Annotated in this window: 27 protein-coding genes and 2 pseudogenes; 15 read left to right on the plus strand and 14 right to left on the minus strand. The window is 36.6% G+C overall.

The annotated features are described in order from the left end of the window. Nucleotides 1-5: 5 nt before the first annotated feature. The 4 genes from ACQ9BO_RS15205 to ACQ9BO_RS15220 all read right to left on the minus strand — a co-directional run bounded on the left by ACQ9BO_RS15205 (nucleotide 6) and on the right by ACQ9BO_RS15220 (nucleotide 3636). A complete protein-coding gene (locus tag ACQ9BO_RS15205; protein ID WP_431241431.1) occupies nucleotides 6-821 on the minus strand; it encodes an oxidoreductase in 816 nt (271 codons plus the stop codon). Between the two features lie 802 nt (nucleotides 822-1623). Next, nucleotides 1624-2025 carry a putative quinol monooxygenase gene (locus ACQ9BO_RS15210; RefSeq protein WP_431241432.1) on the minus strand — a complete coding sequence of 134 codons (402 nt, stop codon included), beginning with the start codon at nucleotides 2023-2025 and terminating at the stop codon, nucleotides 1624-1626. Between the two features lie 257 nt (nucleotides 2026-2282). Next, nucleotides 2283-2585 (minus strand): hypothetical protein, encoded by a 303-nt coding sequence (locus ACQ9BO_RS15215; protein ID WP_431241433.1) that lies wholly within the window; start codon nucleotides 2583-2585, stop codon nucleotides 2283-2285. 4 nt (nucleotides 2586-2589) lie between these two features. Further along, nucleotides 2590-3636, minus strand: coding sequence for an alpha/beta fold hydrolase (locus tag ACQ9BO_RS15220; RefSeq protein WP_431241434.1), 1047 nt, complete (start codon nucleotides 3634-3636; stop codon nucleotides 2590-2592). A 215-nt stretch (nucleotides 3637-3851) separates the two neighbouring features. Here ACQ9BO_RS15220 and ACQ9BO_RS15225 point away from each other — a divergent pair, with 215 nt between their 5' ends. The 3 genes from ACQ9BO_RS15225 to ACQ9BO_RS15235 all read left to right on the plus strand — a co-directional run bounded on the left by ACQ9BO_RS15225 (nucleotide 3852) and on the right by ACQ9BO_RS15235 (nucleotide 5814). Then, entirely contained in the window at nucleotides 3852-4796 is a 945-nt protein-coding gene (locus tag ACQ9BO_RS15225; protein WP_431241435.1) for a SphA family protein, read from the plus strand. Nucleotides 4797-4886: 90 nt separating this feature from the next. Then, complete coding sequence (locus ACQ9BO_RS15230; protein ID WP_431241436.1) at nucleotides 4887-5246, plus strand: nuclear transport factor 2 family protein; 360 nt, start codon at nucleotides 4887-4889, stop codon at nucleotides 5244-5246. Between the two features lie 163 nt (nucleotides 5247-5409). Further along, nucleotides 5410-5814 (plus strand): ester cyclase, encoded by a 405-nt coding sequence (locus ACQ9BO_RS15235; RefSeq protein WP_431241437.1) that lies wholly within the window; start codon nucleotides 5410-5412, stop codon nucleotides 5812-5814. A 259-nt stretch (nucleotides 5815-6073) separates the two neighbouring features. Here ACQ9BO_RS15235 and ACQ9BO_RS15240 read toward each other — a convergent pair whose 3' ends face one another. Further along, on the minus strand, nucleotides 6074-6472 hold the full coding sequence (locus ACQ9BO_RS15240) for a nuclear transport factor 2 family protein (protein WP_431241438.1): 399 nt from the start codon (nucleotides 6470-6472) through the stop codon (nucleotides 6074-6076). Nucleotides 6473-6749: 277 nt separating this feature from the next. On the opposite strand from ACQ9BO_RS15240, the gene ACQ9BO_RS15245 reads away from it, so the two are divergent. The 9 genes from ACQ9BO_RS15245 to ACQ9BO_RS15285 all read left to right on the plus strand — a co-directional run bounded on the left by ACQ9BO_RS15245 (nucleotide 6750) and on the right by ACQ9BO_RS15285 (nucleotide 10689). Further along, nucleotides 6750-7328 (plus strand): Crp/Fnr family transcriptional regulator, encoded by a 579-nt coding sequence (locus ACQ9BO_RS15245; protein WP_431241439.1) that lies wholly within the window; start codon nucleotides 6750-6752, stop codon nucleotides 7326-7328. Nucleotides 7329-7393: 65 nt separating this feature from the next. Beyond that, entirely contained in the window at nucleotides 7394-7822 is a 429-nt protein-coding gene (locus tag ACQ9BO_RS15250) for a VOC family protein (RefSeq protein ID WP_431241440.1), read from the plus strand. Between the two features lie 42 nt (nucleotides 7823-7864). Then, nucleotides 7865-8572, plus strand: a complete 708-nt coding sequence (locus ACQ9BO_RS15255) for a pirin family protein (RefSeq protein WP_431241441.1) — start codon at nucleotides 7865-7867, stop codon at nucleotides 8570-8572. 185 nt (nucleotides 8573-8757) lie between these two features. Further along, the gene (locus ACQ9BO_RS15260) at nucleotides 8758-8919 is read left to right on the plus strand and encodes an SDR family NAD(P)-dependent oxidoreductase (RefSeq protein ID WP_431241442.1); all 162 of its coding nucleotides are present in this window, start codon (nucleotides 8758-8760) and stop codon (nucleotides 8917-8919) included. Then, nucleotides 8885-9139 carry an SDR family NAD(P)-dependent oxidoreductase gene (locus ACQ9BO_RS15265; protein ID WP_431241443.1) on the plus strand — a complete coding sequence of 85 codons (255 nt, stop codon included), beginning with the start codon at nucleotides 8885-8887 and terminating at the stop codon, nucleotides 9137-9139. The genes ACQ9BO_RS15260 and ACQ9BO_RS15265 overlap by 35 nt, the downstream gene beginning before the upstream one ends. Beyond that, nucleotides 9132-9407, plus strand: coding sequence for an SDR family NAD(P)-dependent oxidoreductase (locus tag ACQ9BO_RS15270; RefSeq protein ID WP_431241444.1), 276 nt, complete (start codon nucleotides 9132-9134; stop codon nucleotides 9405-9407). The genes ACQ9BO_RS15265 and ACQ9BO_RS15270 overlap by 8 nt, the downstream gene beginning before the upstream one ends. Further along, nucleotides 9382-9618 (plus strand): hypothetical protein, encoded by a 237-nt coding sequence (locus ACQ9BO_RS15275; RefSeq protein WP_431241445.1) that lies wholly within the window; start codon nucleotides 9382-9384, stop codon nucleotides 9616-9618. The genes ACQ9BO_RS15270 and ACQ9BO_RS15275 overlap by 26 nt, the downstream gene beginning before the upstream one ends. Before the next feature lie 42 nt (nucleotides 9619-9660). Continuing rightward, a complete protein-coding gene (locus ACQ9BO_RS15280) occupies nucleotides 9661-9885 on the plus strand; it encodes a VOC family protein (protein ID WP_431241446.1) in 225 nt (74 codons plus the stop codon). Between the two features lie 186 nt (nucleotides 9886-10071). Next, nucleotides 10072-10689 carry a hypothetical protein gene (locus ACQ9BO_RS15285; RefSeq protein ID WP_431241447.1) on the plus strand — a complete coding sequence of 206 codons (618 nt, stop codon included), beginning with the start codon at nucleotides 10072-10074 and terminating at the stop codon, nucleotides 10687-10689. A 720-nt stretch (nucleotides 10690-11409) separates the two neighbouring features. On the opposite strand, the gene ACQ9BO_RS15290 is transcribed toward ACQ9BO_RS15285, so the two are convergent. Genes ACQ9BO_RS15290 through ACQ9BO_RS15300 form a run of 3 tightly spaced genes read right to left on the minus strand, consistent with a single transcriptional unit; the run spans nucleotide 11410 to nucleotide 12840 of the window. After that, complete coding sequence (locus ACQ9BO_RS15290; protein ID WP_431241448.1) at nucleotides 11410-11856, minus strand: hypothetical protein; 447 nt, start codon at nucleotides 11854-11856, stop codon at nucleotides 11410-11412. Nucleotides 11857-11858: 2 nt separating this feature from the next. Beyond that, the gene (locus ACQ9BO_RS15295; protein WP_431241449.1) at nucleotides 11859-12548 is read right to left on the minus strand and encodes a cytochrome P460 family protein; all 690 of its coding nucleotides are present in this window, start codon (nucleotides 12546-12548) and stop codon (nucleotides 11859-11861) included. Next, a complete protein-coding gene (locus tag ACQ9BO_RS15300) occupies nucleotides 12520-12840 on the minus strand; it encodes a heme-binding domain-containing protein (protein ID WP_431241450.1) in 321 nt (106 codons plus the stop codon). Before ACQ9BO_RS15300 ends, ACQ9BO_RS15295 begins: the two co-directional genes overlap by 29 nt. A 453-nt stretch (nucleotides 12841-13293) precedes the next feature. Between ACQ9BO_RS15300 and ACQ9BO_RS15305 the strand changes: the two genes are divergently transcribed. Beyond that, nucleotides 13294-14154 carry a LytTR family transcriptional regulator DNA-binding domain-containing protein gene (locus ACQ9BO_RS15305; RefSeq protein WP_431241451.1) on the plus strand — a complete coding sequence of 287 codons (861 nt, stop codon included), beginning with the start codon at nucleotides 13294-13296 and terminating at the stop codon, nucleotides 14152-14154. 717 nt (nucleotides 14155-14871) lie between these two features. Here ACQ9BO_RS15305 and ACQ9BO_RS15310 read toward each other — a convergent pair. From ACQ9BO_RS15310 to ACQ9BO_RS15335, 6 genes and pseudogenes are all read right to left on the minus strand, one after another. Next, nucleotides 14872-16026 (minus strand): DUF3570 domain-containing protein, encoded by a 1155-nt coding sequence (locus ACQ9BO_RS15310; protein ID WP_431241452.1) that lies wholly within the window; start codon nucleotides 16024-16026, stop codon nucleotides 14872-14874. A 49-nt stretch (nucleotides 16027-16075) separates the two neighbouring features. After that, nucleotides 16076-16310, minus strand: a pseudogene (locus ACQ9BO_RS15315) (DUF4266 domain-containing protein). Next, nucleotides 16307-17200: pseudogene (locus ACQ9BO_RS15320) on the minus strand (FAD:protein FMN transferase). The pseudogenes ACQ9BO_RS15315 and ACQ9BO_RS15320 overlap by 4 nt, the downstream one beginning before the upstream one ends. Before the next feature lie 40 nt (nucleotides 17201-17240). Further along, nucleotides 17241-17678, minus strand: coding sequence for a thioredoxin family protein (locus tag ACQ9BO_RS15325; RefSeq protein ID WP_129748775.1), 438 nt, complete (start codon nucleotides 17676-17678; stop codon nucleotides 17241-17243). A gap of 112 nt (nucleotides 17679-17790) precedes the next feature. Next, entirely contained in the window at nucleotides 17791-18480 is a 690-nt protein-coding gene (locus ACQ9BO_RS15330) for a VIT1/CCC1 transporter family protein (RefSeq protein ID WP_431241453.1), read from the minus strand. An 18-nt stretch (nucleotides 18481-18498) separates the two neighbouring features. After that, nucleotides 18499-18882, minus strand: a complete 384-nt coding sequence (locus ACQ9BO_RS15335; protein WP_431241454.1) for a hypothetical protein — start codon at nucleotides 18880-18882, stop codon at nucleotides 18499-18501. Between the two features lie 195 nt (nucleotides 18883-19077). On the opposite strand from ACQ9BO_RS15335, the gene ACQ9BO_RS15340 reads away from it, so the two are divergent. Further along, a complete protein-coding gene (locus ACQ9BO_RS15340) occupies nucleotides 19078-19254 on the plus strand; it encodes a hypothetical protein (RefSeq protein ID WP_431241455.1) in 177 nt (58 codons plus the stop codon). 69 nt (nucleotides 19255-19323) lie between these two features. Continuing rightward, entirely contained in the window at nucleotides 19324-19941 is a 618-nt protein-coding gene (locus ACQ9BO_RS15345) for a murein L,D-transpeptidase catalytic domain-containing protein (protein WP_431241456.1), read from the plus strand. The last annotated feature ends 102 nt before the right edge of the window (nucleotides 19942-20043 follow it).

Below are 20043 nucleotides of genomic sequence, written 5' to 3' on the forward strand. Positions count from 1 at the left end.
AGGTTTTACATTTGGCTCATCACAATTTTATCAAAAAGCTTATCTCCCAGATATGTCCTCATCCAGACCATTGGTTTTGCGAATTTTCCAACCCTGTAACGTGTTTTCGGATTATTGCTGTTTACAATTTTAAGGACAGCATCAGAAATAACGGATGGATTGGAAGAGCCGTTTCCTTCTGCCGACTTTTTGGTTCCTTCAACGATTTTTTCCATCAGATTTTTATAAGCGCTTTTTGGGGAGATTTTTGAGAAGTTGTCCAGTAAAACAGAACCAAATTCAGTTGCAATAAAACCAGGTTCTAAAACCACAACCTTAATGTTGAATGCTTTCAATTCTAATCGTAGACAGTCGCTTAGCCCTTCAACTGCGTGTTTGGAAGCGTGATACCATGCCCCCATGGGAAAGTACATTTTTCCTCCCATTGAAGAGGTATTGATGATTGTTCCTGAATTTGCTTTACGCATATGGGGCACCACTTTTTGGGTTACTGCCGCAATTCCAAAAACATTTACTTCAAATTGTCTTCTGGCTTCCTCCAAAGAAATATCTTCAACGGATCCATACAAACCGAAACCGGCGTTGTTCCATAAGACATCTATTTTTCCTTCTTTTTGAATAATTGCATTTACAGCATTTTCTATTTCAGATTCATTTGTAACATCCATTTGAATAGGATATCCTCCTAATGCATTTAAATCCTGCATCTGGTTAATTCGTCTTGTTACTGCATAAACTGTATGACCTTGTCTGATAAGTGCTTTCGCGGTTTCTTTGCCCATACCTGAACTTGCGCCTGTAATTAAGATTATTTTTTTCATTTCTTATTTCGTTTAAATTATAAGGCAAAATTAGAATGATAATAGAAGTATGAATTAATACGAATCCCTGATAGTTGTATACTTTTCTAATATAAAATCTTAAAAAGATTCAACATTTGCATTTTATGTTACTATACTTTGATTTTGGTATACAAAATCGATTTTTGGGGGATGCTGATAAAGGATATAAAATTAATGGAATTGGGATCAGGGTGCTATAATTAATTTGGGAATTACTATATACTTTATCGTTGAAGCTGTGTATATACTGGTTTTATAAATGTCTTTGACCAAAGTGCACCGATTCTGCAACCAAATTCACTTCTGCTATTTCGATATGAAATCACACGCAAAAATTAGCATCCTAACAAACTAGAAGACAGTAGTATTATTCTTTTTGTTTTATAAATATATTGTAAATTTTGAAATTGTAGAGTTTCCGTGAATTTTAGCTTTTTTGTAGAATTTGAAAGTTGCGTTTTAGGCTATCCACGGAGACTTTACGATTCGAACCTTAGTCGTGAAGAGTTTAATTTTAATGATTTAAGCCTGATGTCAAGAGTGATAAGCCACGATTCATTCTGCCACAAAATTTGGAGCACATTTTTTTGTTTTATTATAAAATTTAACATGTATTGAATCTTTCTTAAAATACGACTAATTATGAAGTGCCCGAAGCTGTGTTAGGAATGGCCAACCTCAAGAAGCATTCTAAAAATAGTAAATTGCTGGTTCGCACTCTTTTTAGCTCAAAATTGGAAACCTCCAAAATGTTTTGGAGGTTTTTTTATATAATGTAGAATTAATTTATCTTCCCTCTTGGGTCATCAATGTGTTGTTTCGCAACATCATAGCGAATGCCCTGACGATCTAATATTCTCACATTTTTAACCACGGTACTGAGTGCATTTAAAAATGTTTCTGCATTCTCATGACGTTCATATGCGGCTTCATCCGCCCAACCTTCAAGAAGATGAAAAGTATTAGGATCTGTCAGGTCTTGAGCAAAGGCATAGTAAATACATCCTTGCATCTTTGCGGCGGCAGTCATATCTGGTATTACTGCATTAATGAATGTTTGTCTGTCATCAGAGTGTACTCTGTAATATGCACTTACCAAAATTTGGGTTGGTAAGGTTTTATCATGGCTTACGACAGAAGATGGAGTGTTCGTTTCTGTCTTTGTTACATTATTAGATTTCATAATTTGTATGATTTAATATTTATTAAAATTTTATTTATGCAATTTTTGGGTATTGATTTGTGGATTCAATAAAAAATTCTAGAGCAATCTTAAATGTGATCAATCAACACTGTTTTGTTGGTTTGTGTATCGACAAGTATAACATGTAAATAATTAGAGTTGTTAACATTGTGCAGTGATTTTACTAATTCTGTTGACTGCCCGAATTACAAACCATTATCGTCTGATATGAATAAATTTATTTGGTAATCACTTGTTTAGGGGAGAGATGATGATTTTGTAAGTGCAAAAACGTATGCTCTTTTAGGTTCTAAGCTTCCAAAATACTGCTCAATAAGATCTGCCAGTCCAATACTTCTTACGGCAATTCTTCCTCTGACAGTATTATTGCCATTTGTAATTTCATATTTGTCCATTTCAATTATCATGTTATGCATGATCGAGAGATAAACATTTTTTGAGTTTGCAGACATCATATGATGTTGTTGTGCTTTAGCCGCATAAGCAAATAGAAGTACAATCAGGATGAAAATTTTATAAAAGTATTTTAGATGTAGCATGATTTTAGTCTAAAAATTCTGTGATATAATCGATGACAACTTGTGGTTTTTCTTCTGCTATAAAATGACCGCTTCCTTCCGCTTTTACTACTTTAAGATTAGTGGTTTTAGCTGGAAGTACATATTGAAGCCAATTGTATCCAGGTCCGCCTATTGCCAAAACCGGCATTTGTAATTTTGAATAATCTTTATAATCGACAATATCCTGAGGGAATGTTTTATACCATCCATTTCCTGCTCTAATTCCGTCACGGCTGTCATAGGCATTGGCATATACCGCCCTGTCAAATGGACTTAGCGCTTTCTCATCAAACAATAAGTAGTTAAAAACATATTTTTGAAAAGTCGCTACTCTTCCCAAAAGTATTTCTTCGGGCATGTCGTTTACCTGATTAAAAGCAAACCACCATAAGTAAGGTCTTGCGGGATCTAACTTATCGGTTGGCGTGCCAACGGCAGGCAGTAATAGCGAAGATGCAAATGAATCATCAGGATGTGGAACGTCCATTATTATTAATTTCTCTGTAAGATTAGGATAATTAGCGACAACGCTAAAAGCAACTTGCGCACCTATGTCATGTCCGGCAATGTGTGCTTTTTCAATTCCCAGACTGTGAAGCAATTCAGATACATCTTTAGCCATAGTCTTTTTATCGTAGCCTGATTGTGGCTTGTCTGATGCCCCCATGCCTCTAATATCAATTGCAATTACGTAGTATTTTTTTGCCAATTCCGGCATGATTTTATGGAATGACCACCAGGTTTGAGGCCATCCAGGAAGTAAGACTAAAGGTTTGCCTTGACCGCCAGCTACATAATGTATTTTAAAACCATTTACATTCGAAAAACCGTTTTTGAATCCAGGAAGTGATTTCACAAGCCTTTCATCTGAAAGTTCTTTTTTAGAATTCTTAATATTTTCCTGTGACATGGCACTTTGAATACTTAAAGCTAATAGTAACACTATAAAGATTTGTTTCACAAATAATTTTGGTGATCTCACATTTGCATTGTATTGCATTGGACTGAAGGGGTGATTTTTTGATTTCATTATTCTGAAGTTTTATAATTATTATAATGACTTAATTTCTATAAAAAGTCGTTGTTTTTGATAAGTCAAAGTTCTGCAAAGGTTAGTACCTGGCGATTGACTTATGATAATTAAGAAGTTGATAAATGTCAATTGATTTCTTATCATAAATCAAGTCCTTTTGGATATGCAGATGATAGTTTTGTGATGTTGCTAATCCATTATTTAAGACGTCTATGAAAACAGTTTTTATTTTACAGGAATATAACAAAGAAAAAAAGGCCGGTAAGCTATGGTCGAGTTTGCTATTCTTACTCTTAATTCTAAGCGGGAAATTTGTTTATGCACAAGATCCTGTTCTGCCTCCAACAAATCTTGGACTCGCTAACATGTATGATGGTATTGCAGGCAAGCCGGGTTTTGTATATGTAAACTACACGCAGGCTTATGAAAATCATCAGGTAAATAATTCAAATGGAAAAAATACAGGCTCAGACTTAAAGATAAACTCGCTTTTGTCTATGCATCAGTTTATTTATCTTACGCCAATTGAACTTTTTGGTGGCAATTTGGGAGTTACTGTACTAATTCCTGTAGTAAAAATAACTGCTACATCTCAAAATGGCGATGCACCTGCATTTAACCCGTCAATGTTAGGAGATGTAGTTCAAGGTACTGCAATACAATGGAGTGATAAAAAACTATTTGGCAAGCAATTCTCACATAGGATAGAACTTGATGTATCTTTTCCAATTGGCTCATACAGTAAAAATTATGCTATTAATCCCTCAGCACATCTTTACACAATAGGTTTTTATCATGCCTTTACCCTTACCATTAATGAAAAACTAAGTGTTAGTACAAGGAATCAATTTAATTATAACACGCATATAATTGGTAAAGAGGACAAGCCTGGTGCTTTTTATAACGGAAACTATTCGGTCGAATTTGCTTTGCTTAAAAATCTGCACGTAGAAGTCGCTGCCTATTATCTCGCCCAGTTAAATCAGGACAGTTATGATGGCGATAATAAATATTATATTAACCAGTATGGTATAGAAAACACTAAACAGAGTGTTTTTGGCCTTGGTCCAGGACTTGTTTATCTTGGGCATTCTGGGTTATTAATTGAAGGTAAAGTGTTTTTTGAAACGATTGCAAAAAATACCACTCAGGGGTAAGGCCAACGTTGCGTGTTGCTATCCCTTTTTAAAATGATTAAAAGTCTTTAAGTAGTTGAAAAAAACTAATAAATAATTTAAAATATTAATATGGAAAAGAATGAAATCCTTCTTGTAGAGAAGCATCTGGCTATATGGAGCGAAAGGAATGAACAATTGAGGATAGCCGATATTGAAAAAGTTTACGCGCCTGATTTAGATATTATTGATCCGCATTTTGTGGCGCACGGCCATGGGGAGTTAAATGGGTTGATTGAAAATGTTCAGAAGATGTTCCCGCTTTATCAATTCACTTTAAGAAAACCTATAGAACATCATCATAATGTAGCAAGATTATATTGGCAATTGGGATCAAAAGATAAGTCCGATGTTGAAACAGGTATGGATATAATTACACTTGAAAACGGACTTATAAAAACATTAATCGTTTTTATAGACCCGCAGGTTTAAAGAGCATAAAATCATTAATAAACAATTTTTTTAATCATTTCTAACGCCGGACCAGCCGGTATAAAACTAAAAATCATGAACGTAAAATTAGTTAAAACAGAAGACATCAGTTTAAACTCAGAAAGCGAACGCATTATTAAGGAACTCTATCTTTGCGGCTGAGGTGCAGAATGTAGAGAAATTTATATCTCTATTTACAGAGGATGGAACATTTAATGACGAATCAGCCGGTGTTACCTACACAGGCAAAAAGGAATTAGGGCTTCCGGTAGAAATTTATGCTAAGGCGTTTCCTGATATGCATCGTGAACTTTATGACATGTATGTATCTGGAGATGTAGTGGTAGTTGAGTTGTCTTTAAATGGAACTCATAAAGGGCCGTTAAAACTGCCTTCTGGTACAATTCCTGCAACAGGTAATAGAATTCAGACACCTTGTCGCGATGTGTTTCGAATAAAAGATGGTAAGGTATTATCCTTTAATTGCTACACTGCCGCAACGGTGCTTTTAGGACAAATTGGTGTTTTAGGAAATCTTGGTGCGGCTTTTGCGGCTGAAGAGAAATAATTTAGTGTAATTTTAAAGCTGAGGATATTAAACTTTTTAAAGTAGTTGATATCCGCAGACTTTTGTTTTTTTGGCAAAGTAATAAACTTAAAAGCTCAAATTTTTATTACTATCTACTTATAATCTCCTATACTAAATCATAAGATTGATAAATTTAAAATAGAGTTTGTCTTAGCCTTATTAAATAATTAAAAAAGACTGTCCTGATTAGAAATAACAGGACAGTCTTTTTTGATAAGAGGAGTGTTTCGTAAATAGATTACTGCTGTACAGTCATGGCTTTAGTAACCTCTACTAAATTTAATGCTTCCCTTAGTAATTTGATCTTGCCGTTTTCGGCAACAAGCCTTCCCATATAAGTCTGATAATATACTTTTCCTGTCTTTTTAAAGATGGATTCCACCTGATACTCAGCAAAAACCTGCTCAGGGGTATCTATGAGTATTTGAATGTTTTTGAAAGCAAAGTTTTCATAACCCTTTGGAAAACTTTTTATAAAGTTATAAAGTACATCACGCCCTTCCCAGCGCCATTGCTTATCAAGACTTGCCAAGTATGGCAGTTCGATTGCCGCGTTGTCTTCAAATAGGTCAATAGTTGCATCTGCATCATTAATGTTTTCCAGATAGCCCAATAATAATTCTTTAGCTGTTTTCATGATTTTTTAGTTGTTATTATATTACAAAATTGCTGATTTGAGTGTAAACAAGCATTGATATTTAATAATAAAGTAATTGACTTTTATCAATTTTTTCCGTGCTATAGCTTATTTCAATATCTAATAATTTCTGTATGGGCCAGTGCCCTAAAGTGATATATGTTAAATGGTAATTGTGATAGTTTTTTTAAGTATTAAATAATAGTTCTCTAACATACCTCAAGAATATAGCTAAAGCATATTTTTTTTCTTATTTTTGAATTATTAAATATGTCGCATGTACGAAGTTTTTCAAAATTATCTCAATAGTAAAATAACCCTGACTGATTCTGAATCAGAACTTATAAAATCTGTAGCTGTTATCAAAAAACTGCGTAAAAAGCAATATTTGATGCAGGAGGGAGATGTATGGAATTATAATGCTTTTATAACTAAAGGCTGTGTGAGAACTTATTCTGTAGATGACAAAGGCATTGAGCATGTTCTTAGTTTTGCGGTAGAGAATTGGTGGACAGGCGACAGGGAAAGCCTACTTAGCGGCGAACCTTCGAGATTTAATATTGATGCGATAGAAGACAGCGAAATAGTATTGATTCGTAAAGCAGATTTTGATATGCTTTGTAAAGAAATTACTGTGTTTAATGATATGGTTAATCTGATATTGCAAAGGAGTTTTGTTGCTTCCCAAAACAGAATACATTCGGCTATAAGTTATACTGCAGAAGAAAAATACCTGAATTTTATCCAAAAATATGCCGGATTTGCACTTCGTATGCCCCAAAATATGATTGCCTCTTATTTAGGAATTACTCCAGAAACACTGAGTAGGATAAGAAATCAGTCCGCTAAGAAATAAAAATCTTCTGTCTTAATTGATCTATATCAATTTCTTTGTTATTAAATGTCAATGTTTACAAATCTGTGAATACGGAACTTTGTCTTGTTGAACTATTCCTTCAACTGCAAAGTTATGAACAGATTAATGACTTCAAAAAAGTAGCGATTAAAGCAGACGGCAATGATTTCAATATACTGAAAAAACTAGCTGTTTCGTTATGTGGCGCTACCGAAATTTACGACGAATGCGGTTTGTCTGCATTACTTACAGAGGATGGTACGCTTCTTGAACTGTATACATCTTACTCTTGTTTTCCCGAATATTTTTTTAAGGATAGTAATATTGTTATTACCTATAAGGTAAAAGATATTCAGCTCGCATTAAATCAGGCTCAATCGCTAGGCGTAAAGATCCTGACAGAAATCATTCCTGTTGGCGATGTTATGCGGTACTGTCATCTGCAACTGCCTGATGGTATGGTTATAGGACTTTACCAGGAAACAGCTATTTAATTCTTCTCTATTAATAAAAATTAAAAATAAAAACATAAACTTATGTCAGTAATAGTATTTCATCCCGCGGCAACAAGATTTCAAACCGATAGAGGTTGGGTTAATGGGAAGCACTCTTTTAATTTCGGTCCATTTTTCGAAGAATCACGCCAAGCTTTTGGTCCATTGACAATTATGAATGAAGACCAGATTATACCTGGTACTGGATTTGCGGCTCATCCGCATGCCAATATGGAAATTATTTCCATACCCTTATCTGGATCCATCAAGCATAAAGACGATACAGGTATGCAGGCTGTTATAGAAACAGGAGATATTCAAATAATGAGCGCAGGTACTGGCATTCGTCATAGTGAATCGAATCCCAGTCATACCGATGAATTAAGGTTCTTGCAAATTTGGATTAAGCCTAATAAAAGTGATGTAGCGCCGAGATATCAACAAATTGCTCTGAACATTCAGAATGATAGTTTTAATCAAGTAGTATCTCCCAATCCTGATGATCAGGGACTTTGGATACAGCAGGATGCATGGCTGAATATAGGTCAATTTGAAAAAGGTGCTACAGCAAATTATAAACTTAAGAAAAAGGAAAACGGAGTTTATATTTTTCTTATCGACGGAGAACTTACAGTGCATGACAGAATATTGCGGCAAGGAGATGCCTTAAGTATTACCGGAGAGAAAGAAATCTCTATTTCTATAAACAAGACATCACGGTTGCTTATTATTGAAGTGCCAATGATATAATAATTATTGATTATTATTTTTAAACAGAGCCTGAATTGGGCTCTGTCTTTATTTTGCATTCTTTCATAAAATGGAACACTTGATATATATCAACTTATTTTTTATTTTATGTCAATCTGTATGTTAGGCTGTAGTTGCAACTTTGTAATGTTAAAAAGAAACAATAACATTAAAAAATAAATAACATGTCTAAAACAATTTTTATTACAGGAACAAGCACAGGATTTGGAAAACTAACCGCCATCACACTAGCAAATGCGGGTCACACCATTATTGCAGGTATGAGAGGAACAAATGGTAAAAACGAAGCAGTTGCAAAAGAATTGGCGAGCATTGCCAAATGTTGAAGTGGTTGATATTGACGTTACAAATGATGAGTCAGTAATTAAAGCATTCGAGCAGACATTAGCAAAACACAGCACTATAGATGTACTGATAAATAATGCTGGGGTTGCAGGATATGGTGTTTGGGAATCATGGACTTTAGATCAGATCAGAAATATGTTTGAAGTTAATTTCTACGGTGTAATCCGTACTTATCAAGCAGTGCTCGCCAAGTATGCGTAAAGCTAGAAATGGTTTAATCATTAATCTGACTTCTGGAGCGAGCGGACATACTTTACCTTTCATGGGGCCTTACCTAGCGTCTAAATTTGGTGTGGAAAGTATTACAGAAGGAATTCAGGATGAACTAAGCCAGTTTGGAATTGAGAATGTAAGTATTCAGCCAGGTGTTTATCCAACTGAAATGAACAACGGTCAAAAATCAGGTTTTCAGGCTGATAAGGCTGATATTATTGCTGAATACGGTGAAGAAGTCTGCCGCAAAATTTAACGCTCTAGGAGGTGCTTTATTTGGAAAAATGGCACAATATGATATGAATCCTCAAACTATTGCTGACGGAATTTTATCACTGATTGATATGGAAAAAGGAACACGTCCGTTACGTTTACCGCTTGATGCAATCGCTCAAGGAACAGATCAGGAATTTATTAACGCAAGAGCAGATATCAAAGCTAAATGGCTTGCCGCTTACAGCAATTAATTAAAGACATAACTACTTAAATATATTTTAAAATAATAAAAAATGAAAGCAACAAAAATTAAATCAAATCAAAATACTCAGGCTTCTTTAATAGCATTATTAAGTCTTATATTATTTTTAAACCCACTAAATAAAATGACTGCGCAAAATAAAATATCTGCTCAGAATGAAGTAGGAATCCAAGGAATTGATCACGTAGGTATTAACGTTCCCGACTTACAGAAAGGTTTAGCTTTTTTAGCGATGTCCTTGGTTTTACTCCAGTAACCCAAATTGGTCCTATTCCACTAGATTCTAGATGGAAACAAATGAATCACATTAATGAAGGCACCGGAGCTGTTACTATTAAAATGGTTAACGCAGGAACGGGTGCCAGCATAGAAATTTTTTCTTATGCAGATAACAAAGGAAATACTTCATGACCTAATACTGACGACATAGGGGCTACCCATATTGCTTTTTATACTTCTGATATTTACAGCCGCCGTAAAATATCTTAAATCTAAAGGCGTAAAAGTACTAGGCGATCCTTTTGTAACACCATCTGGCGATACACAAGGAGAAACATGGGTTTACTTTGAAACACCCTGGGGTTCTAAGCTAGAACTTGTTTCTTATCCTAATGGTAAAGCTTACGAGAAAACTAGCCCTAAAGTAACATTATGGTCACCAAAAAATGAATCAGCATCAGTGAGTTCAAGAAATGAAATTGCAGACACAAAAAAATACAATACAATTGTCGAACGTCATTTTGAAATATGGAATGGAACTGACCAGAAAAAGCGCTTTGCTGACATGAATGACATTTACTCTAGTAGTATAGAAATGGTAGACAGCCATTTTATCGCAGTAGGCAATGACGAAATCAATAAATTCATCGTAGATCTCCAACAAAAAAATCCAAGCTTTAAATTTACAGTTAAATCTGTAGAAATAAATAATAATATTATCCGTGTTTACTGGAAAAATGGACCAAAGTCTAAACCAGCCGCAGTTACGGGAATGGATCTTTTTGTTATAGAAAATGGTAAAGTGCAAAAGTTATATGTGTTTGTAGATGGTATCAAATAAGTAATTCTAGAGTTCAATAGAATTTAACAACAACAGTGTTTCAGGATTAAACCTTAAAGGCTGTTTTTGTTTTAAATGTAGGTATAGTTAAACGTATACGGTTTCGAAGCTAAAGCTAGAAGGTATTGATTTTGCTAGATTTATTGTTTTCGAAAATACCATGTGCCATGATTTTGCCACAGAACTTAAGGAGAGAGCTTTCAGAATCTTATTTTTTACCTCAGTTTTGGCATTTTTGCAGGATTGAAAATTCTCTATTTAATTTATCGGCGGAGGAAGAGGCTCCGCGGTCTTTGTCGCTATCCTGCTAAATACGGGCATTATTCATCATTTTTCAGAACTGGTACACCTAATAGTTACAGTTTCTTGTAAAAGCAGAAAAACCTTTAAATCGTGAGATCTAAAGGTTTTTGTTTTTTGAAAATTTGTTTCGAAATCTCATCAAGCAGAGAAAGAGGTACGGCTTGCCATATATAGATCCCAGCAATTGCCGGTGTTTTCAGCATTTTTTTAAACTTGGTACACCATAGGTACAGTAAAATTTAAGTTCTTATTGTGAGTTCGAAGGATATAAATTTAAATGAATTTAATGTGTTTGATAATATTTTATCGGACTTATTTAATTAATAGATTACAAAATTTTATATCGGGTTATTTTAGAATGCGAATTATTAATAATTCTGACAATTGAGATCTTTTTAAGGTGTTTCTGCCATTCGTTTAGATAGTATTAAAGCTATTCTTTTTTTGCATCATTAGAAGAAACTTTTTTAGCGGATGTCCGGCATACAACTCATATTTGGCAACAGCATTTCCAGTAAATTGTACTTTTTCGACACTAACAATCTGATCGGGAATATTAGCGCCATACCATAGCGAATCTGCTTTTTGTTTCCATGTCACCTCATATAAAACGGCTCCTTTAGGATAAGTACCGTCCGCTTTTTCTTTTGCATTCTGAAAAGCAATTTTATTTCCGTATAAGGTGGACATAACGTTTTGATTCGGATCAATGGAAAATGTGATAGGCGACAATAATAAAGGGTTTTCAGGCAGTGCATCTAATGCAGATACTGAAGCTTTTTCATTGAGATTATCTTTATTATTTCCCTTACATGCAGAAAGTATAATGATAAGCGCGATTATGATGGAGTGAATTGGTTTCATAATTATTTGTTTTTGTTGTAGATATTAAACTTATTGATGTCAAGATGCAGTGGAGTAGTAAAAACGTAATCATTGTTTTTAACAGGATTATGACAGGAAATGCATTCCTGGTCAAAGTTGGCGTTATCTCCGTACGGTTTCAAGTCATTCCCTTTCCATCTTGCCCATCCCCATCCTTTTGTGGCTTCATATTTTTTTGCATCTTTTATCATAAATTCAACCTGAATGAATGCCCCGGCAGATACAGTACCATCGGCTTCTGTTTTTTGCTTCCAGGCTGTTTTGGCAAAAATTGCGCCATCGGGCCAAGGATTGGTTTGGTGTTCTGCTATAGCCTTTACTGCAATTTCGTTTCCATAAATGATACGCATACTGCCGTTGTCAAAACGGTCTGATGTACTGACAGCTTTCCAGTTTCTAAAATAGGGTATGTACGAAATATTATTTAGTGTTGGTTTAACTTTAGAGTGATCTGTTATTTTTTTATTCAGAATTATTTTTTCAACGTCCTTTGAAGCGACGACAGGCAGTATTTCCTGATTTGGTTTTCGGGTCGCTATCGTTCTTAAATAATTCTTCAGAACTTCAATTGAACTATCGTCTAATTTGGCAGAAGGATGAAGAGCCGTATAACTTTTAAGCGGCATTTCACCTGATAGTATTTTATTGAAAGCGTAATAAAGTGCGAGCACTTTGCTTTGGCTTTTCTAATTTATCCCAACCCGAAAAATTCAGCGCTTTTCGGCCATCTTCAATATGAGAAGCTACTATAAAATTTGCAGGCGTAATTTTATCAAACCATGCAAGATTTACAGTATTAGAGTGGCAGTCAAAACAAGAGTTCCTTAAAATAGCATTTACTTCTGCAGGAACGTTAGTTAAGTCCTTTGTAGGGGTGCTATATTCAATTTCTTCAGGTTTCCAAAATTGTAAAGCAATAAATACTAGCAGTAAAATTGCGAAGATTTTAAGTCCTTTTTTCATTTGTTTTATTTTTAGATGAAATAAATAATCAATTCAAAATTAGGCATAATCCAAGTGTTTAAAAGATTTAATTGGTCCAAAGGGGATTTTTTGGACTTGAAGCCGAAATATCAAAAGCTAAATAAATTGCTTATTTTAGCCTAAAAAAAATTTTCTAAACGGATTTCATTTTAAGGACTATAAATTTACATGAAAAAAGCACGCCTTTACACTTTGACCCTTGCAGGCATTAGTATTGTTGTTCTAATTATTAGTTTGATTTCTTCCAGTTATCTTTATTTGTCTGCCAAAGAAAAGTTGTGCAATAGTAAATTGGAATCGGGCGAGAGGGAAGTTCGTGAAATTTCCAGACTTTTGGAGCAGTGACTCAGAAGCGGATTATCCAAAGACCAGGTAATTCGCAATCTTCAGATAAGCATTGAAAATACAGATATAAAAAGTGATTTTATCTGCATGTACAATCAAAAAGGAATTGAACTCTGCCATCCTAATCCGGCGTTGATTGGGATTAAAATCCAAGAGAATAATTCTCAGATAAATGTAGCAGGCGATCGAAAGTCCACGCCATTAAGCACCGTTTTGGAGCAAGGAGAAAAAGTAGGAGGGAGACGGACATTTCCTAACGACCCAAAAAGAAAATCAGAAATAATAAATATAAGTCCTGTTGCAGGAACAGACTGGATGGTGGCTTCGCATGCTAACTTGGCCGTTTTAGAAGAAGAATTATCAGGTCTTTATCTGCAGTTTGTGATGAGTTTGTTTTTAAGTACAGTTTTCATTAGTGTTTGTCGCTACTTAATAATACGGCTTATTTACAGAAAATATGAAAGAGTTTTTGATCTTGAAAAAGAGGATCTAAATTATAAGGTAAATGAGCTTCAGATCTTGAATTTGCAATTGAATTCAAATCAGCAGAAATTACAAAATCTCGCAGATAACCCTATTCAAAATGATACATCAAAAGAGTCAGAAATTCCAAAGAAGAGAATGCTTACGTATCATAAAGATGAATTGATAAAACTAGATATAGGGGAGATTGCTTATATTTTACTGGATACCGGAATTACTTATATCTATACTTTTGATAATCGACAATATAGCGACAATAACAGCCTTGATGAGGTTATGAAATGGCTTGATCCTACTATTTTTTACAGAGCAAACAGGCAGTTTATTATTAACATAAATTCTATCAGCAGTATATTGCTTTATGGAAAAAACCAGTTGAAACTAATTATAAAATACGATCCCAAAATCGATATTATTATCAGTAAGAATAAAGTAGCAGAATTTAAGAATTGGCTTGATCAGTAAAAGAAGAGGTGAGTAATTTGAAATAAAAGGGTGTGAGAACCTATATCAATGTAAAAGGTGTTTGGTGTTAATATTATTTTTAGGTTTAGTATTTTTTTAGGAGCTTTTCCCGCTATACGTTCCACCCGAGTGCTAGCGAAGTGGCGAAGCGATCTTTTGCGCCTAGCCTCGGCACAAAAGAATTTCCACTGCTATAGGGGCTAGGGTCGCTTAGGAGCGCGACTCTATAGATAAATAAGCAGTATTATAAAAAATGGCGCCAATTGAAGACAATTGGCGCCATTTGGCTTTGTGACGGGGACAGGACAAATTACAACATCATTTTTGGATGATTTAAAGAAATTGGCTTACTATATTTGGTGTCTGTCTTTCATTGTCTTTGTAAATTTGGTTTAGATGTCCTTTCGGGTATTGATTGAAAATATATTTGATTTCCCAAATAATATTTTAATAATTATTGTTTTCAAATAAGCATTAGTTAAATAGGTAACTTTACTTGTTTTTTTATTCTTTTCAGATTTTATCAATACAATTCTGGATGTATCTACCGCCAAAAGAAATAAATCAAAGGTTTTCTTTTTCTATTGCAGTATCCCGGAGAACTTTTCCAGCTGTCCGGGATCTAACATCAAAGGATGATAACGGAATTTTTTTGACTCTCGTTAAGACTGCACCTGATTTGAAGTTTCAGGCAAGTCTTCTCTTTTGCCTGATGGCTTATCTGTATTTGATATTGATGCTTATTATATCAGAAGCCAGGTCATTGGATCTATTGTAATGGCCGTAGCGTATCTCCAGTGTATTCCAGTGTTTCAGTCCAAAAATACCGTCAGGCGGGGTAAATTTTAACCCCATTCCCACAAAACTGCTGTTGAATTTCGATAAGTCATAGTTGCTAGTGTAATACTCATCAGCGGCAGTATGTTCGCCGTATGGTTTGAAATACTTAGCCGCACTCTGAGAGTAATACCTGTAGAACGGGCTGAGCGAAAAAGCCTCGGTCAGTTTTACAGGAATTTCAAGATCAGCAGTATGCGCTTTTAGATTCCAGTCATCGGTATAATAGCGGTAATAAGCCCTTATGATGATGTTGTCCCCCATAAAATAGCTGGCCCTGATTCCGAGAGGAATTTTAAAACGCGTATCGGGCATTTTTTCCTGATGCACTGAGCCGTCTGCAAAATAAACCCTGTGGAAGGGAAGGCTTAAATACCCATTCTGGCTGATTACATCCCCGACAAGCATTACCTGAAGCCTTTGATTGATAACCTGTGAGTAGCTCAAGGTTCCGGCAAAGGTGTTTCTGTTGGCACTGCCATAACCTTCACTGCCAGGATCTCTAAGCTCTATAGGCTCAATAAGCTTCAGCTGGTCGATAAAAGTTTGGAAGCGTGCCGTAAACTCTCCGTTCCTGTCTTTTGTTTTCTGAGAAAAACTGATGTTTCCCCCAAAGGACTGGTAGTCAAACTCAGTGGAAGAAGAAACGCCAATACCAATAGTGCGGCCTTTCTGTTCGTTCTCTCTAAGATAGGTCAGCGATGGATAAAACCTGTTATCTGATGAAGAGGCTGAAGAGTTGGCACTCAGGTCGATCATATCAGAAGAGGCAGAGGTATAGTGGTCAATTCCCGCTTCGATGTCAAAGGTATGCTTGATGCCTGTCTGCCCATATTTGATCAGTCTGACATCAATGGTGTTGGCAATATCGGTAAGCTTCTGGGTTCCGATGCCTCCAGTTACGGCGGAATGATCGCCATTCTGGCTGTAATAGCTCGATACGAGATTTACCTCTTCAACTTTAAGCTTTCTGCTTTTATAGCCTGTAGAATCAGCTGGGACATCCTGCGCTCTTGACTGTAACAATGCCAGCAACAGCCGCTCCTGTAAAAAATACTCTTTTCATCTTTAATAAGGCATAAAATTAATTGCATCCGCAGCCCTCCGCCGCTTTTTCCTGCATTTGCCCCGGAAGCTCCTTCTCGGTAGGATTGGAAACTGAGTTCCGTTTTTTCGATTTTCCTGTTCGAAAGCACCATTTCAGAATCGTTGAGTTTTCCTTTCTGGTATTCCTTTACACTGGTACAGGAACCAAGCGACAGGCCCGCAAGAGCGGCACTGCATAAGAATGCGAGATTTTTTTGCGTTGGCTTTTTCATTTCAGATTAATGTTTTTGGATGTGTAGATCTTATTGCTCTCGTCAATTATAATACAATATAAATCAGGAATCTGATCTATTAGGAATAATCCAGCCCTGATGCCCATAACAGCTATGGGTGTGGCCATGGCATCTGCAAATTCCGCGTTTGAGGCGATAATAGTGACGCTTTTTATTCCTCTTATCGGAAGGCCCGTTTTTGGGTCAATTGTATGCGAATATTTTTTGCCGTCTATAGTTATGTACTTTTCATAGTTTCCCGAAGTGGCCACCGCTTTGTCGGATATCTCCATGTAGGAGAATGCGGCATTGGGAGAGTCCGGATCTGCCACTCCGATTGTCCACTTCCGGCCGTCGGGTTGCGCCCCCAGGCAGAAAGGTCGCCGCTGGCATTAATGATGCTCGCTTTGCACGCCCCGCTTAAGCAAGACCTGTTTGGCCATTTCGGCGGCATATCCTTTTCCGATTCCTCCAAAACCTATCCTCATCCCTTTTTCCCTTAGAAAGACAGTCGTGTTTTCCCTGTCAAGGATGATGTTTCGGTAATCGATCAGATGCACCATCTTTTTTGCAGTCTGCACATCGGGCAATTTGGTCATGGCCCTGTCAAAATTCCAAAGGCTTTTGTCTATGCTTCCATAGGAAATGTCAAAGGCGCCCTGGGTGATCTTTGAAATGCCGATGGACCTTTCGATAAGGTTGAAGACTTCCAGATCGACTTCAACTGGCCTGATTCCTGCATTCTCATTTATGAGATTGGTCTGGCTGTCTTCTTTGTAAGTAGTCAGAAGTTTTTCAATCCGCCTGATTTCTTCAATAGCCAGGCTGATATTCTCATTTCCTGTTTTCTCATTATGTGCGACAACCGTAATGGCAAAGCTGTTGCCCATGAGTTTTAGGGACTGGGAATATTTTTTATTTTCAGATATGTTATTTTCGGCTCTCACAGATCGCTTTTATTTCGGCTGTCCACTCATCAGGAGTCGTTTCCGGTTTTCCATGCCAGGTTTTGATTACCTTGCCATCTGCGTCCAGAAGAAGCGTAAGAGGAAAACTTCCTTCCTTATTATAAATTTCGGCTAAATCCTCGTTTCGCTTTACCTGCTCTGGAGTTCCAATATTTTTCTTTTTTCTTGGAAAATCAGCATTGACAAGTACTAAGTTTTCATTTGCCATAGCAGTAAAAACTGCGCTTTCTAGATAGTTCTTGCGCGTCACGATACAAGGTCCGCACCAGTCAGAACCCGAGAAATTCAAGAGGATTAATTTGTGTTTTTCTTTTGCAGTTTTTTTTGCATTATTAAAGTCAGGTTCCCAGTTTATGGAAAGCGTCATTGTCAGTGCAAGGAATATAGTTATCAGTTTCATTTTTTTCTTTTTTTGTATATACGAAATAACGAAAAGCATGGTTTGTTATTTTTGCGGCTCGCTTAAGATTGGATTAATATTTTTAAGTGGTTACAAGCCCTGTTTTCTTGCTTCAGGCAGTCTGGACTCCAAAAATATATCCGACCAGGGCTGAGGTCGCCATAGCAAAGGTGCCCCAGATGCAGATCCGAAGGACTGCTTTGGGGATATTTGAGCCTCCGGCCTTGGCGGCCAATATTCCTGAAAAAGCCAAAAAGACAATCGAAAAACCGTATTGATAAAAAATCATGTCTTTAAGGGGAGCAAAAATTGCCACCAGCGACGGAAGAAAACCTCCAATGATAAAAGATACTGCCGATGCAAAGGCGGCAGTCAGGGGATTGGCCTGCGTGATTTCGTTGATCCCCAATTCATCCCTTGCGTGGGCTTCTAGGGCGTCATGAGCCATTAGTTCAGAAGCCACCTGCCTGGCCAATTTTTCATTGAGCCCTCTTTTTATATAAATCTCTGCCAATTCTTCCAGTTCCTCCTGGGGCATATCCCTTAGGGCCATTTTTTCCCTTTCCAGATCAGCGGATTCAACATCGGACTGCGAGCTAACTGATACATATTCGCCTGCCGCCATGGACAGGGCGCCTGCCACCAGGCCTGCCACTGCGGCGAGAAGAATAGGTTCTCGGGTTACACTTGCCGCCGCAACACCGATCGTAAGGCTCGTGGTTGAAAGGATCCCGTCATTTGCCCCAAGGACTGCGGCCCTTAGCCAGCCGCTTCTGTTGATGTAATGAATTTCAGATTCCATAATTTTTATTTAGCAGTTTTACCCAGTCGCGGTCTTCAGATTTTTTTGAGTACCGCCAAAATTGGTTTTCATCATTTCCCTGATCTGGAATTGAGTTTTATTTCTGGTGCTGTTTTTCCATTCGTTGAAGTCATAGATATGAATCTGTCGCGCATGGGGGTTTACCACAAAAGAGATCCCGGAGATTGAATTTTTGAAATTTTTGATTTCATTCAGGATATTGCGGCTGGGTACAACAATGAGGATGCTTTCCCAGTCAAGGAAATCTTTGGGGATATCTTCTCTGTCCCTGAGTCCCATGGCATCAAATAAAGCAGTTATTTTCTGATTGTTCAAACTGTTGATTTTTTTATCTATTTCCATAAGGACTCTCTGCATACGGTCTTTATCAGCAATACTCATTTAAGGCGGCTTGAAATTCATAATAAAATTAGCTTAAATCCTCTTTGGATATGGCGATAAGGCCATTAGAATGATTCTAAATTTAACAGGAAATCGTATTCTTATTCCATATCGTCGCATGTCAGCCTGCAATCAAAGCAAGACTGCAAAGGACCTGAAAGCTTTGCACACAGGGTTGTTAATAACCAAATAAACATGCGGGCTGGTTTGAGAACTGTATTGTCTTTAATTGAATATGACAAGGGAGTGACGCGACAAGGTCCCGGATTTTTATATGCAGTGCAAGAGAAAAAAGGCTACAATGTATTGATTTTTGCAAAAATTATGATATCTTTAACGCAAGAAATGGTAATTATGAAAATGCATACTTAATTTATGCGAGCATCATTTCATTTTATATTCATATGCAATCAACCACTACTAAATTACAGCTTACAGTATATGAGACTATTTTTTATTGCGATGATTTTCTCTTTAAGCTCCTTTTCTTCTTTCCATATTTCAGAGCGGGAAGATGCGCTGGATGAGCTTGAACTGGCAAGGCTCACTGATCATGTGAGTGACATAAAAGCCTTCATTTCCTCAAATCCTAAGTACAACAGCAGAATTGCTTTTCTGGTGGATATGAAGATCAAGTCGGGGAAAAACCGTTTTTTTGTTTACGATCTTGAGCATGGCCAGATTATCGACCAGGGACTGGTGGCCCATGGAAAAGGCTCGGAGACCGGCATTAAGGGCGACATTCTACAGTTCAGCAATATGCCTGAATCCAACTGCACCTCTCTTGGAAGATATTCTGTGGAGAGATCTTATAAAGGCATTTTTGGAAAAGCTTACCGTCTTGCGGGACTGGACCCGACCAACAGCAATGCCATGAAGCGTGCCATTGTGCCGCATTGCTATAAAGAGGTTCCCTCCGAAGAGCAGGGGTATTATATCATCAACAGCCATGGATGCCCTATGGTAAACGAAGCTTTTTTAAAAGGCTTGAAAAAATCATCGAAAGCTCTCCTACAAAAATTATGCTTTCGGTCTATTATTGATATTAGGCGTACATGACATATTTTTTACACCAAATTCTAAAGGGAGTCATGCAGGAGGCCTTCCTATTGCATTATGGACATAATAGCTCTTTACTCAAAAGATAAGAGGCTAATTCAA

Origin of the sequence: Flavobacterium sp. P21, from assembly GCF_050632225.1 — a bacterium.
In the GTDB taxonomy this organism is placed as follows: domain Bacteria; phylum Bacteroidota; class Bacteroidia; order Flavobacteriales; family Flavobacteriaceae; genus Flavobacterium.